Annotated in this window: 18 protein-coding genes; 9 read left to right on the forward strand and 9 right to left on the reverse strand. The window is 72.7% G+C overall.

The genetic code is table 11. The features are described 5' to 3' along the window. A partial coding sequence (locus tag AB0H83_RS34430; RefSeq protein ID WP_360102435.1) for a helix-turn-helix transcriptional regulator occupies positions 1-185 on the reverse strand: 185 nt, incomplete at its 3' end. Positions 186-459: 274 nt separating this feature from the next. Between AB0H83_RS34430 and AB0H83_RS34435 the strand changes: the two genes are divergently transcribed. From AB0H83_RS34435 to AB0H83_RS34455, 5 genes are all read left to right on the forward strand, one after another. Beyond that, on the forward strand, positions 460-921 hold the full coding sequence (locus AB0H83_RS34435) for a hypothetical protein (RefSeq protein ID WP_360102437.1): 462 nt from the start codon (positions 460-462) through the stop codon (positions 919-921). Positions 922-986: 65 nt separating this feature from the next. Then, positions 987-1334, forward strand: coding sequence for a hypothetical protein (locus AB0H83_RS34440; protein WP_360102439.1), 348 nt, complete (start codon positions 987-989; stop codon positions 1332-1334). Between the two features lie 46 nt (positions 1335-1380). Next, positions 1381-2151, forward strand: coding sequence for a hypothetical protein (locus AB0H83_RS34445; RefSeq protein ID WP_360102441.1), 771 nt, complete (start codon positions 1381-1383; stop codon positions 2149-2151). A 72-nt stretch (positions 2152-2223) separates the two neighbouring features. Continuing rightward, positions 2224-3003: a hypothetical protein gene (locus AB0H83_RS34450; protein ID WP_360102443.1), complete on the forward strand. Its 780-nt coding sequence runs from the start codon at positions 2224-2226 to the stop codon at positions 3001-3003. 150 nt (positions 3004-3153) lie between these two features. Next, positions 3154-3750: a thymidine kinase gene (locus tag AB0H83_RS34455; RefSeq protein WP_360102445.1), complete on the forward strand. Its 597-nt coding sequence runs from the start codon at positions 3154-3156 to the stop codon at positions 3748-3750. Here the strand turns inward: AB0H83_RS34455 and AB0H83_RS34460 are convergent, their stop codons facing one another. Then, positions 3751-5982 (reverse strand): bifunctional diguanylate cyclase/phosphodiesterase, encoded by a 2232-nt coding sequence (locus AB0H83_RS34460; RefSeq protein ID WP_360102447.1) that lies wholly within the window; start codon positions 5980-5982, stop codon positions 3751-3753. A 101-nt stretch (positions 5983-6083) separates the two neighbouring features. Between AB0H83_RS34460 and AB0H83_RS34465 the strand changes: the two genes are divergently transcribed. Both AB0H83_RS34465 and AB0H83_RS34470 read left to right on the forward strand, forming a co-directional pair. Continuing rightward, complete coding sequence (locus AB0H83_RS34465) at positions 6084-7061, forward strand: hypothetical protein (protein WP_360102449.1); 978 nt, start codon at positions 6084-6086, stop codon at positions 7059-7061. Positions 7062-7084: 23 nt separating this feature from the next. Beyond that, the gene (locus AB0H83_RS34470; protein WP_360102451.1) at positions 7085-7618 is read left to right on the forward strand and encodes a hypothetical protein; all 534 of its coding nucleotides are present in this window, start codon (positions 7085-7087) and stop codon (positions 7616-7618) included. Here the strand turns inward: AB0H83_RS34470 and AB0H83_RS34475 are convergent. From AB0H83_RS34475 to AB0H83_RS34505, 7 genes are all read right to left on the reverse strand, one after another. Then, positions 7608-8261: an MOSC domain-containing protein gene (locus tag AB0H83_RS34475; RefSeq protein ID WP_360102453.1), complete on the reverse strand. Its 654-nt coding sequence runs from the start codon at positions 8259-8261 to the stop codon at positions 7608-7610. The genes AB0H83_RS34470 and AB0H83_RS34475 overlap by 11 nt on opposite strands. Positions 8262-8264: 3 nt before the next feature. Beyond that, the gene (locus AB0H83_RS34480) at positions 8265-9137 is read right to left on the reverse strand and encodes a class III extradiol ring-cleavage dioxygenase (RefSeq protein ID WP_360102455.1); all 873 of its coding nucleotides are present in this window, start codon (positions 9135-9137) and stop codon (positions 8265-8267) included. A gap of 74 nt (positions 9138-9211) precedes the next feature. Next, positions 9212-9433: a hypothetical protein gene (locus AB0H83_RS34485; protein WP_360102457.1), complete on the reverse strand. Its 222-nt coding sequence runs from the start codon at positions 9431-9433 to the stop codon at positions 9212-9214. 162 nt (positions 9434-9595) lie between these two features. After that, entirely contained in the window at positions 9596-10258 is a 663-nt protein-coding gene (locus tag AB0H83_RS34490) for a phosphotransferase (RefSeq protein WP_360102459.1), read from the reverse strand. Positions 10259-10281: 23 nt separating this feature from the next. After that, a complete protein-coding gene (locus tag AB0H83_RS34495) occupies positions 10282-10899 on the reverse strand; it encodes a response regulator transcription factor (RefSeq protein ID WP_360102461.1) in 618 nt (205 codons plus the stop codon). A gap of 93 nt (positions 10900-10992) precedes the next feature. Next, positions 10993-11802 (reverse strand): M20/M25/M40 family metallo-hydrolase, encoded by an 810-nt coding sequence (locus tag AB0H83_RS34500; protein WP_360102463.1) that lies wholly within the window; start codon positions 11800-11802, stop codon positions 10993-10995. A gap of 329 nt (positions 11803-12131) precedes the next feature. After that, entirely contained in the window at positions 12132-12437 is a 306-nt protein-coding gene (locus tag AB0H83_RS34505; protein ID WP_360102465.1) for a hypothetical protein, read from the reverse strand. A gap of 100 nt (positions 12438-12537) precedes the next feature. Between AB0H83_RS34505 and AB0H83_RS34510 the strand changes: the two genes are divergently transcribed. After that, positions 12538-12933, forward strand: a complete 396-nt coding sequence (locus tag AB0H83_RS34510) for an ankyrin repeat domain-containing protein (RefSeq protein ID WP_360102467.1) — start codon at positions 12538-12540, stop codon at positions 12931-12933. After that, complete coding sequence (locus tag AB0H83_RS34515) at positions 12930-13136, forward strand: RNA-binding S4 domain-containing protein (protein WP_360102469.1); 207 nt, start codon at positions 12930-12932, stop codon at positions 13134-13136. Before AB0H83_RS34510 ends, AB0H83_RS34515 begins: the two co-directional genes overlap by 4 nt. The last annotated feature ends 1 nt before the right edge of the window (position 13137 follow it).

Consider the following 13137-nt stretch of genomic DNA (forward strand, 5'->3'; position numbering starts at 1 on the left):
GGCCGATCGCCGGCTGCGGCGAGGTAGCTGGCAAGCGTGGACAGCAGCATGTCGGGGCGGCTCTCGATGCGGCTGATCTCTGACTGTGCGACGCCTATGGCCTTGGGGAGGTCGGCTTGGGGGAGATCGGCGGCCTTGCGCACTGGGGCGGGGCTCTCAGCGTAGACGCGATCGGCTTCCGCCATCTCGGCGCGGATGGCGTCGACACGTTCCGCCGCGCCACGCCGCGCTGCAGGCGGGCAATGGCCGCCACGCTTGGCGGGGCGTCCGGATGAGGTCGGTGACCGTCGGTCCGGTGCTGGGCCGGTCGGCTTTCGAGAAGGCCGGAGGAGTCTCAGCTGTCAAGGGCCGAGGACGTCCTGGCCGGCTGTGTGACGGCGGCTGGAAACGGGTCAGCGGGCGGCGGGGGGAGTTGGTACGGTCCCGCGGACCGAGACACGAACGGGGGTGAATATGGCTGTGCGGGCGACTGTGTTGCAGGTGTTCGCGGTGGTGGTGCTGCTCGGTGGGGTGGCCGGGTGCGAGCAGGAGGCCGGAAGCAGCGCCTCCGGGGCGACGACGACGGCGTCAGGCGGCCAGGCGACCGACAAGGGCGGCCAGGCGACCGGCAAGAGTGGCGACGCCAAAGCGGTCTGTGCCGCCGTCGACGGCGACATCAAGGCGATCCTGCCCAAGGTCGCCGAGGCCGAGGCGATCGGCCCGCCCGCCGGGCATCACGCGGTCAGTGCCGCGTACTCCGCCGGGGCGGCCGTCATCTACTCGCACATCACCGAGGCTGGCGGCGGGCCGGTGGCCGGGGCGGCGAAGCAGGTGGCCGACGCCATGGGGGCGATCGCGGACAAGTACGTCGATGCCATGTCCAAGCCGGACAAGGCTCCGCTGAATGCGGCGATCGAGGCGTTCCGGGCCGCCTGCGCGTAGCGGCGGGGCAGTGGGCCGGGTCACCCCCGGTTGCGGCCTGCACCTTGAAGGGGCATGTTTGAGTCATGTACGTCGTTACGCCGGTCAGCCGTCTGCGGCGTGGCGTGCGACGGCTGGCGGTTGCCCTGTGTGCGCTGATCCTGGGTGCCGGCTTCACTCCGGCGCTGCCGCCGTCCACTGTGGACCGTCCGGCGGGGCCCGTCGCCGCGGCGGCCGTGGTGGCGGTGAGGGCTGCGGCGCCGGTGGTCGCGCGCCGGGGGGTCGTGGACGTGGCGGCGGGGCTCTGGGTCGAGCCGGGGTATCCCCGGGTCGGTGCGGGCACTGGTCGTACCGTGGCCGCTGTTGTTGTTGTTCTTGACGGTGTCACAATGGGGGTGGCTGCCGGCCGCGCGCCACCCCGCACCTCGGCCTGAGACGCAGACCCCCTCTTGCCGCTCGATCCCCCCTCGAGGTGCACTCATGGACGCCGCCGCGCAGGACCTTGCCCACGGGATGCGGGAGGCGCTGGCCATCTGGGCCGCGCTGCTCGCCGCAGTCGTGATCACGTTCGCCATCCTCTCGTTGCTCTCCAAGCGCCAGGACGCGGCGCCCGGGCCGTCGTGGTGGGCCCGGCTGCGCAAGGCCGTCCGGGACCCGGAGGCGGTCAGGGAGCGCCAGCTCGCGATCGAGCAGCGCGAGGCCGAGTTGCGTGAGCTGCAGCGGTACAGCGACGAGCTGGCCGTCGCCGCGTCCCGCACCTCGGTGGTGGCGGCGCGGCGGCGTGAGGAGTGGGAGGCGGCGCAGCGCACGCGGGAGGCGGCGTGGCGGGCGTACGAGGAGGCCGAGCAGGCGGTGCGGCGGCTGGAGCTGGCCAACGCGTTCCCGCTGACCGAGGACGACCCGGCGACCCGCCGGCAGCACCTGGTCCGGATGGTCAACGCCGCGCACCAGCAGGGGGAGATCTCCGCGGCGCACCTGGCCGACGCCCTCATGCACCGCAACGGCTGGGACCCGGCCGAGCATCCGTTCGCCCAGCAGCTGCGGCTGCGCAGGATCGTCCGGGACCGGCTGTTCCGCGCGTACCAGCAGGCCTCGACCCTCGAGCGGGAGGCAGCCGCCGCGGCGGACCTGGCGGCGTCCTCCAAGCGGAGCTTGGACGACGAGGCGTTCAGCGCCAGTCTGCAGGCGACCCAGCAGGTGCGCGCGGCGCCGCGGCTGCAGTCGCTGACCCCGTCTTCGGTGCGGTTTTAGCATTCCCGGCCAGTGCCCCCGAAACGGGTGGGACGCTTCGTAACGGTGGCGTTACGACCCAGGGGGCCGGTCATGGGCATCGAGCTGTCGATCATCGCGGGGCTCTGCTACGCCTCGTCCAGCGTCAACGCGGCCGGCACCGACCATCATCCGGTGACCGGGGACGAGACCGAGCTGTTCGGCCTGTCCGGCGAGGCGCTGACCGAGGCGGTCGCGGCGTGCCTGGGCGCCGCGCCGGACCTGGCGCAGCTCGACGGGTTCCTGCACCGCTCGCACGACTGGTGCCCGGTCACCACGACCCTGGTCGTGCAGAGCGCCTCCGTCACCGGGGTCGGCTCGATGCCGGTCAGCCTCCCGCTGGCCGGGGACGGCGCCCGGCTCATGTCCACCGCGACCCACCTGTGGTCGCCGGCGGGCGGGGTCAGCCCGACCGCGCCGGTCCGGTACTCGATCACGTTCCCGGCCGGCGGTGGCGCCCTGGACTACAGCCATGCGTGGGGCACCGGCACGGTCGAGTCCGCGAGCGTCGACCTGCCGCCGGGGCGCCCCGGCGACGAGGTGGTCTCGCTCGGCATGAACCTCGGCGTGCGGATCGTCTACGACGCGTACCTGTCCGGCGAGGTCGCCGTGCACTACCGCGACGGGCACCAGGGTCACCGGTACTGGGCGCTGGACATCGGCACCGTGATGGCGGCCGGTGGGCTGCTCAACGGGCGGCACTTCGCGGAGAACCTGAGCATCCGGTACCACGCGAGCACCCGCGTCGTGCACGCCGACGCCGACGGCCACCTGACCACGCTCGCCGGCCCCGGCATCCGCGCCGGCGAGGACCTGGCCCTCACCGGCGCCTGAACCCGCGCCCCGCCGCTCCGGCCGGCCCCGTCGGCGGCGTGCCGCCAGCCGCGCGTCGTCGGCCGCGCACCGCCAGCCGCGCGTCGTCGGTCGCGCCACAGATCGGACACGTGTGCGAGTGGCGCCGGTCGACGCGGTAGCCTGACCGCCGTGGATCTGACCGTCATCCTCGGGCCGATGAAGAGTGGCAAGTCCCTCGAGCTGGTGAGCCTGCTGTCGCCGTTGCAGTTCACCGACGTGCGGCACAAGGTGTTCCAGAGTGCCCGGCACGTCCGCGACGCGGGGGTCGTGTCGCGCAGCGGCGCCGCGCTCGCGACGGTGAAGGCGAGCTCCCTCGCCGCCGCGCTCGACGACGACGTGGACGTGGTCGGCATCGACGAGGTGCACATGTTCGCGATGGCCGACATGGCGGTCGTGCGGACCCTGCTGGAGCGGGGCACCAGGGTCGTCGCCGCCGGCATCGACCTGGACCACCGCGGCGAGCTGTTCGCGCCGGTGCGGGCGCTGCTGGAGCTGGGCCCGGCGTCGGTGACCTACCGGCGGGCGGTGTGCGACGTGTGCCGCGGGTTCAGCGCCGTCTACACGCAGGTCCTCGAGCACGGCGAGCCGATGCTGCGCGAGCTGGCGCTGTCGACCGCGCTGCCCGACGACGGCACGTACACCTATGAGGCGCGCTGCCGCAGCTGCGTGGTGCTGCCGGCCACGGCCGCGCGGTCCCTGCCGCGCCAGCAGCGCACGGCCGCGTAGCTACGCCGCCGCGGCCGAGGCCAGGGCGAAGGAGGGCTGGGCGACCGGGCGGCCGAAGTGGTACCCCTGTGCGAAGCGGTAGCCGAGGCGGTAGAGCTCCTGCGCCTGCTCGGCGGTCTCCACGCCCTCGGCGATCGCGTCGAGGTTCAGCCCGTCGCTGACGTTGATGAGCGCGGTCGCGATCACCGAGTGCCGCCCCGCCATCGTGATGTCGTCGACGAACGACTTGTCGACCTTGAGGATGTCGACGGGGCAGGTCTGCAGCAGCCCCAGCGACGAGTGGCCGGTGCCGAAGTCGTCCAGCGCGATCCGCACGCCGAGCCCGTGCACGGCGTCGAGGGCCTCGATCGCCCGGCCGCCGCCGAAGACCGCGGTCTCCGTCACCTCGATCGCCAGGCGCTCCGCCGGGAACCCCGTCGCGGCCAGGACCGCGGCGACCACCTCGGGGAAGTCGGGCTCGGCGAGCTGCCGGGCCGAGACGTTGACCGAGACCTTGCCGGGCGCGGCGTCGCCGAGGGCGGCCAGCCAGGTCGCGCCCTGGGAGCACGCCTCGAGCAGGATCCAGGCGCCGAGCTCGACGATCTGCCCGTTCTGCTCGGCGACGGGGATGAAGTCGGCCGGGCTCATGAAGCCCAGCGCCGGGTGGTGCCAGCGGATGAGCGCCTCGACACCCACGATCTGGCCGTGCGGCAGCGCCACGATCGGCTGGTACACCAGCTGGAACTGCCCCTGGTCGAGGGCCTCGCGCAGCTGGGCGCCGAGCTGGGCGTGCGCCGAGGCGCGCTCGTCGAGCTCGGGTCTGAAGCGCTGCTGGCGGGCCTTGTCCTCCTTCGCGGCGTACATCGCCACGTCGGCGCGGCGCAGCACCTCGAACGGGTCGCGGGTGCCGGCCGCGTCGGTGACGCCGATGCTCGCCTGCACGAGCAGGTGCTGGTCGCCGGCGAACACCGGCTCCTGCAGCGCGGCGGCCAGCTCGGCGACCATCGCGTCGGCGGCCGGGGCGCTGGCGGCGGGCATGAGGACGGCGAACTCGTCGCCGCCGAGGCGGGCCACGACGTCGCCGGGGCGCAGTACCCCGCGCAGCCGCTTGCCGACGGCGGTGAGCAGCTGGTCGCCGACGGCGTGGCCGAGCCCGTCGTTGATCCGCTTGAAGTCGTCGAGGTCGATGAACGCGACCTGCGGCGGCACGGTGCCGGCGGCCAGCTCGTCGCGGATCAGCTCCTCCAGGTAGCGGCGGTTCGGCAGGCCCGTCAGGTCGTCGCGCATGACCAGTTCGCTGAGCTGGTCCGCCTGGTCCTGCACCTTGCCGACCAGCCCGGCGATGCGGACCAGTACCAGCGAGAACACCACCACCGCGACCAGCCCGATGGCGAGCCAGTCGATGTCGCCGCCCGCCGCGCCCTGCTGCAACAGCAGCGCCGGCGCGATGAGCGAGCTGACCGCCAGCACCGTCAGCCGGCGCTTGGACAGCGCCGTCTCCAGCCCGTCGGTCGGCTCGTCCAAGCCCCGCATCGACGGGTGCAGTGCGGCGGCGCCGAGGCACACGTACGACAGCAGCCACCCGAAGACCAGGAACCCACCGGCGAGGATGTCGTGCGTCGACACCAGCGAGTACGCCACGTCGGTGATGAACATCAGCGACAGGCCGGCCGCGAGCAGCCAGAAGCTGGCGGTCCTCGCGGCCCGCCCGGCGAGCAGCCGGGCCAGCAGCACCAGCAGCAGCACGTCCGCCGACGGGTACGCCAGCGAGCACAGCCGCGCCAGGAACGGCACGTCGGCGGCCTCGGCGACCGGCCGCATCACGAACACCCAGAACAGCAGGCCGGTGCCGGCGGCGGCGATGCACGCGTCGATCAGCCCGGCGACGTCCCGGCCGTGCCGGCGCATCAGCAGCCACAGGCCGGCCGCGAGCAGCGGGTACGCGCCGAGGTAGAACACGTCGGCGAGCGAGGGGAACGGGGTGCGGTGCAGCACGTACTGGTGGACGGCCCAGGTGACGTCGCCGAGGACCAGCATGCCGACGCCGCCGGTGAACCAGTACCACAGCGCCCGCCGCGGCGGGCGGTTGCGCCGCACGCCGACCAGCACCATCGTGGCCGCGGTGAGGCCGATGAGCTCGAAGCCGACCTCGGCGACGTAGGTGCCCTCGGGCAGCAGCGGACAGGCGGCCGCGCACAGGCCACCGATCAGCAACCAGGCGAGCCACAGCTGCCTGGCGACCCACGTCTCCACGGGTTGGTTATCGGCAGCACGCCGGGTGCGGTTGAGGGCTCTCGTAAGTAATACGTATTACCCTCTTGTGCTCCGCGGGCGGGTTTCCGAGACTCGGTCACATGTCACCTGTAACCCGCCGCCAGGTGCTGGCCGGTGCCGCCGGTGTGGCCGGCGCACTCGCCATCCCCAACATCGCTGCGCAGCCCGCGTTCGCCGCCGCCCCCGCGGGATTCCCCACCTACGCGTACCTCGGTCAGCCGCTGCCCGCCAGCCTGGCCTACAACCCCACCGGGGAACTCATCTTCCCCTGCATCCGCGGCATGTACGACAAGATCAGCGGGGCCCGCGGCCGCTACTACCTCTACTACGCGCCCCACGACGCGCCCGGCGGGATCTGCCTCGCCTACGGCAACTCGCTGTCCGGCCCGTTCACTGAGTACCCGGCGAACCCGATCATCAGCCGCACCTGGTCGCCCTACTACTCCGTCAGCCACGTCTCGTCGCCGCACGTGCTGTGGAACGCCAGCACCCGGCAGTTCTTCATGTACTACCACGGCGAGAACACCACCACCCGCCTCGCCATCTCCAGCGACGGCATCCACTTCACCTACTACGGCACCGTGCTGACCACCGCGATGGTGCCCGGCACCAGCGAGGCCACGTACGCGAGGGTGTTCGAGCACCGCATCGCCGCGCTCGGCAACAAATACGTCATGGTCTTCATGGGGCTCAAGAACGGCCGGCGGATCTTCTGGGGCTGGTCCAACGACGGCAAGTCCTGGCAGTTCGACCCCAACCCGCTCGTCTCGCCCGCGGCCGACGGGCAGAGCGACCTGAGCGGCCCGCACCTGCTGTACCGCAACAACACCACCTACGTCGTCTACCACGGCAGCTCCGGGGACATGTTCCTCACCGAGGTCGGCAACAACTTCGACAAGGAGATCCACCTCGGCGTTTTCCACGCCGCGCTGTCCGGCGCGCCCGACAACAACCGCTCCGCCGCGCCGTCGTTCGGCACCGACGGCGGTGTCCAGTACATGTTCTACGAGGCGGGGCAGCGCTCGGGGACGAAGATCGCCGTCGCTCGCGCTGTCTGACCGGGGCGGTCTAGTCTCTGGGCATGCTTGCCTGGGGTGTCGATTTCACCGCCGCGGAACTGCGGACCGGGGTCCGGCAGACCGACGGGTTCACCTGTGGACCCACCGTCGCCATGGTGGCGTCGGCACTGCTGGATCCCGTGTACGCCGATGCCGTCGCCGACTACGGTGCCGAGCAGCACCGCATCCACGCCGCCGCGAACCGGATCTGGCCGCGCAAGCTCGGCACCACCCCATGGGGCGTCGCGGCGACGATCACGGCGCACGCCGCGGAGCTCGGCACCCGGTACGGCTGGCGGCTCTTCCGCGGCCGCCGGGACCGCCTCGCCGACGTCTGCGCCGCGGTCGACACCGGGTGGCCGGTCGCGATGCTCGTCGGCAAGGGCGTGCCGCGGCACTGGGTACTGATCACCGCGCACCCGCAGGAGACCGTGCTGCGCTGCTTCGAGCCGGGATCCGGGCAGGTCCGCGAGGTCACGATCGAGGAGATCCAGCAGCAGCGGATCCCCCGGATGGGCTTCCCGCGGGCGTACGCCCTGGTCCTGCCTACTGGCTGAGCCTGGCCCGCACCTTCTCCTTGGTGCGCTCGGGCAGCTCGTCCACGGGCAGCAGCAGCGGCAGCAGCTCCGGCTCGGCCGTCAGCGCCCGGAACGCCACCCCGATCGTCACGTCGTGCGCGGGGCTGTGCACCACCTCGATCGGGTCGCCGGCCCGGATCGAGCCGGGGCGCAGCACGCGCAGGTAGGCGCCGGGCTCCGCCCGCTCCGTGAAGCGGCGCATCCAGCCGGCCTCGCCGAGCCAGGCGGCGAACGTGCGGCACGGGATCCGCGGCGACGCCACCTCCAGCAGCACCTCACCACCGATGCGCCAGCGTTCACCGATCCGGGCGCCCGTGACGTCCAGCCCCGACGTGGTCAGGTTCTCCCCGAAGACCCCGCCGGACAGCTCCCGGCCGAGCTCGGTGGCCCACCGGTCGAGGTTCTCCCGCGCGTACGCGTAGACCGCCTTGTCCGGGCCGCCGTGCACCCGCACGTCGCACACCACGTCGCCGGCGATCCCGGTCGGCGCGGTGCCCTGCGGGCCGGGCACCAGCACGAGGACCGGCCCCTCGACGGGTCGCTTGTCGATGCCCGTCATGGGCATGCTGGAATGCTCGGTCGGGGTCGGGGTGCCGGCGTTGACGGAGATCAAGTAGGCCACGGGCTAGACGGTAGCGTCCGCCTGCACCGACCGTTTCGACAGGCCCATGAAGTAGCCGTCGATCACCGAGGTCGTGGGCGCGTCGGGCCGGTCGGCGGCACCGAGCGTGACGAACAGCGGCGTGTAGTGCTCGGCCGTCGGGTGCGCGAACGGCATGCCCGGCGCCTGGCTCGCGTACCTGGACAAGGTGTCCACGTCGCCCTTGGCGAGGGCCTCGGCGGCCCAGGCGTCGAAGTCGGTGGACCAGCCGGGCGGGCCGCCGGCGCCGAGCCAGTGCTCGCGGCGCAGGAACGGCAGGCCGTGCGTCATGAACCCCGAGCCGATCACCAGCACGCCCTCCTCGCGCAGCGGGCGCAGCCGGCGGCCGAGCTCCAGCAGGCGGTCCGGGTCATGGGTGGGCAGGCTCAGCTGCAGCACGGGGACGTCGCCGAGCGGGTACATCACCATCAGCGGCACCCAGGCGCCGTGGTCGAGGCCGCGGCTGCGGTGCTCGTGCACGGGCTCAGAGTCCGGCATCGCGGCGGCGACCCGCCGGGCGAGGACGGACGCGTCAGGGGTGGCGTACTGCAATCGGTAGAAGTGCGGGGCGAAGCCGCCGAAGTCGTAGACCAGCGGGGTGCCGGCCGCCGAGCTGGAGACGCTCAGCGGCGCGGACTCCCAGTGGGCACTGACGATGAGGACGGCCTTCGGCTTGGGCAGGCCGGCGGCCCAGTCGAACAGTTCCCGCATCCACGGGCCGTCCTCCAGCAGCGGCGGGGCGCCGTGGCTGAGGTAGATGCTGGGCAGGGCGCCGTCGTCGGGCGTCCAGGTGCGCTGATCCCGGCTGGCCGGGATCGCGGTGGCGAGGTGTCGGTCAAGCTCGGGCAGCGATGTCATGCTTTCGAATGTAGCAAGTAGTTGAGCGCTCAACAATATACGTGTGGTGCCGGTCTCTGCTGCTCTTTCTCCGCTCAGGGTGTGGTCGCTGTTTCGGCGGCGCGGAGCAGGGCTTCGGCGACCGCGGGGGTCTCCTCGGCGCCGTACACGAGCAGCAACTGCCGTTCGGGGCCGCCTCGGCCGTCGGTGGCGGTGGCGTGCTCCACCACGACGCGGGTGGTGCTCAACTGGTCGCCGACCGCGACGTCCATCTCGGCCACGCCGATGTCGACCTGCCGGACGAAGAGTTCCTCCATGGCTGAAAGCGTGCCGCCCGGGCGGGGCCTGGGGCGTCGCCTGCCGGGAGTGAGTCTCCGCGCCCATGCGGGTGCGGGCTTCTCACCCGGCCGCGCGGTATCGCGCCGCTTCAGTGGTGGGCGCGGTCGCGCCGCCTCAGTGGTGGGCGCGGTCGCGCCGCCTCAGTGGTGGGCGCGGCAGATCGTGGTGACGAGCATCGCCGCCTCGTGCAGGTGCGACTGCTCCGCCGGGGTCAGCGCGGGGTCGGCGGCCCGGCGGCGCACCGCGGCCTCCAGCTGGGACAGCGGGTTGTCCCGGGTGCAGGACAGCAGCACGTCGAGAAACACCTCGGCCTGCTCGGCGAACACGTGCCCCGGCTCGATCGCGACCTGGGCGACGATCAGGGCGCTCATCGCCACATCGAGCTCCGGCGGGCCCTCGATGCTGTTACGCCAGTCGATGACGACCGGGCCGCCCTCGGTCATCACCACGTTCTCCGGGTGCAGGTCGAGGTGCAGGATCCTGGTGCCGGGGTCCTTCGCGGCGCGCACCCGCACCTTGTGCAGCCGCTCCAGCAGGTCCGCCAGGACGGTCCCGCCGTCGCGGAGGTCGAGCGAGCCGTCGGCGAGGGCCTGCAGCATGGTCGGCCCGTCGAGCCGCTCCAGGATCAGGTCGGCGCCGGTCGCCTCGTAGACCCGGGGGACCGGATAGCCGTGGTCGGCGACATACCGCATGACGGCGGCCTCCGCGGTCACGTCGCCGCCGGCCCGGTAGCGCCGCAGCACGCGCCGCTCGTCGAGCGCGTAGACGTCCGCCTCGCGACCGCTCGCCAGAAGTGCCGTCATGCACACACCCTACTGGTTGCCCCTTACAACCAACCGTTCTCATCGGCGAGCCGTACTGCTTCCGCGCGGGTCCGCGCGCCGGTCTTGCCGATCGCCGACGATAGATGGTTACGCACCGTGCCCTCCGACAGGCCGAGCTGCCCGGCGACGTCGGCGGCCGTGCCGCCCTCCCGGGCCGCGCGCAGCACGTCGGCCTCCCGCGGGGTCAGCGGGCTGTCGCCGCTGGCGAGGGTCTCCGCGGCCAGGGTCGGGTCCACCACCCGCAGCCCAGCGGCCACGCGGCGCACCGCGTCGGCGAGCTGCCGCGCCGGGGTGTCCTTGACCACGAAGCCGGACGCCCCGGCCGCCATCGCCCGCCGCAGGTACCCCGGCCGCCCGAACGTGGTCACCATCAGGACCTTGCAGCCGGGCATCGCCTTGCGCAGCGTGGCGGCCGCGGTGATGCCGTCGACGCCGGGCATCTCGACGTCGAGCAGGGCCACGTCGGGCCGGTGCTCGCGGGCCGCCGCGACGACCTCGTCACCGCGCCCGACCTCGGCCACGACCGTCAGGTCCGGCTCCAGGTCGAGCAGCGCGGCCAGGGCACCGCGGACGAGCGCCTGGTCATCGGCGATCAGCAGCCGGATGGGCGTCGGGCTCACGAGGGGATGCTGTCACACGCGCTCCGACGCCTCCGGCCCGTGCGTCACCGTCGTTCCTGGACGTCAGTGATATAGATCACGACGTCCCGGCGTTCAGCCGGCCAGGCGGGTGACGGTCCGGACCGCGGCCGCGGTCACCTTCGCCGCGAAGTCCAGGTCGAGCCGGTCCAGGGTGTCGGTGGCCTCGTGGTACTCCGGGACGCGGAACTCGGCGGTGTCGGTGACCAGCAGCGACTTCCGGCCGGTCGACCAGTACGGCACGTGGTCGCTGCGGAGCACGACCTCCATCGCCTCGGTCGGCATGACCAGCGGAAACGTCGGCAGGTGCGGCGCGGCGGCGGATGCGAACGCGTCGGCGAGCCCGGCGGACTCCGGGTTGGCGATCAGCGCGATGAAGTCGCCGACCGTCGGCGGGTCCAGCAGGAACGACGGCGCCGACTGCGTCGGGGACGTCCGCCCGATCATCTCGAACACGATCGACTCGGTGTCGGGGGTGATCTGCCGGACGTGGGCGGTGCTGCCCCGGAACCCGTCCTCCTCACCGCCGAACAGGCAGAAGCGGATGGTGCGGGCCGGCAGGTCCAGATCGCGCAGCGCCCGGGCGGCCTCCAGGACGCCGGCCACGCCGCTGGCGTTGTCGTCGGCGCCAGGGGTGCCCTCGACGGTGTCCCAGTGCGCCACCAGCTCGACGGCGTCGTCGGACGTGCCGCCCTCGATCTCGGCGACGAGGTTCACGTCGTGCAGCTCACTGCCGTACCGCTCGACCCGCACCACCAGGCCGAGCCCGCTGAGCTCGTCGGTGATGTACCGCAGCGCGGCGGGCACGCCGGGCAGGTCGCCGCAGCGCGGCCCGTGCGCGACAAGCGCGGCGACGTGGCCGCGCAGACGATCGGCGGAGATCATGTGCATCAGGATATGGAACAGCCCCCGAGGTTCCTGCGCTGGCTGCGCGCGGGCCGGCTGGACTGACACCGGAAAGCCTCGGGGGCTGGGAAACTGTCTCGTATTCGCCGTGCCGCCATCCGGGCGGCCGCACGAAATGCGAGTCCAGAGGACGGCGGCTAGCGGACAGTCACCTCACGAGTCCCATTGCTACACAACGTTGGACCACCTCCTTTCCCGTGTACGACCAACCTAGCCACGGCCGCCGAGGCTCGGCAACGCTTTTTCGGGAGCAAGCTGGTTGTCGTCCGGCCGAGCTCCCGGGGCCTCCTCCCGCTCCAGGCGCTTGATCAGCCGCCAGACGACCAGCAACGGCACGATGCCGAACACGCCGAAGGAGATGTCCAGCACCGTCCACCAGCCCGGGATGCCCCGCACCGGCAGTCGGTCACCACCTTGCCGAGCGTGGCGTCCTCGCGGACCTTCACCCCGGCGACGGTCGCGGCGGCCGGCGGCTCGGCGGCGCTGGTCTGCTCGGCGGCGGCCGCGGCGGGTGCCTCCGTGGCCTGGCCCTGCTTGGTCAGGTCGATCGAGTCGCAGGCGCTCAGCGACAGGGCGGCCGCGGCCACCGCGATGGTCAGCACGATCTTGCGCATGTTCGGGTCTCCTTGTTCGCAGCGTTGCCAGGTGACACGTCGGGCGGCGGGATCGGGTTCGGCGCCCGGCGGTCGGCTGCCCGACAGCTACGCTGCTGGCGTGAGTGAACCGATCGACGCCGACGTCCTCGACTTCGCGCACCGCATGTTCGACCTGGCCCGCGCGGGCGCCGCCGGCGAGCTCGCGGCCAGCGTGGACGCCGGCCTGCCGGTGAACCTGACCAACGACAAGGGCGACACGCTGCTGATCCTGGCCGCATACCACAACCACCCGCCGGTGGTGGAGGCGCTGCTGGCCCGCGGCGCGGACGCCGACCGGGCCAACGACCGGGGTCAGACCGCGCTCGCCGCGGCCGTCTTCCGCCGGTCGGAGGCGTCGGTGCGGGCGCTGCTGGCGGCCGGCGCGGACCCCGCCGCGGGCGGCCCGTCGGCGCTGGACACGGCCCGCTTCTTCAACCTGCCCGAGATGCTGACGCTGCTGGAGCATGCCCGATGAAAGACGTCCAGATCCGGGGCGACATGATCCGCCTCGGCCAGTTCCTGAAGCTCGCCGGCGTGCTGGAGACCGGCGGCGAGGGCAAGGACCTCATCGCCTACGGCGAGGTGACCGTCAACGGCGAGGTCGACACCCGCCGCGGCCGGCAACTGCACCGCGGCGACGTCGTGGCGACCCTCGGCCAGTCCCTGCGCGTGGCCTGAC

The sequence above is a fragment of the Dactylosporangium sp. NPDC050688 genome (assembly GCF_040654515.1).
GTDB lineage: Bacteria > Actinomycetota > Actinomycetes > Mycobacteriales > Micromonosporaceae > Dactylosporangium.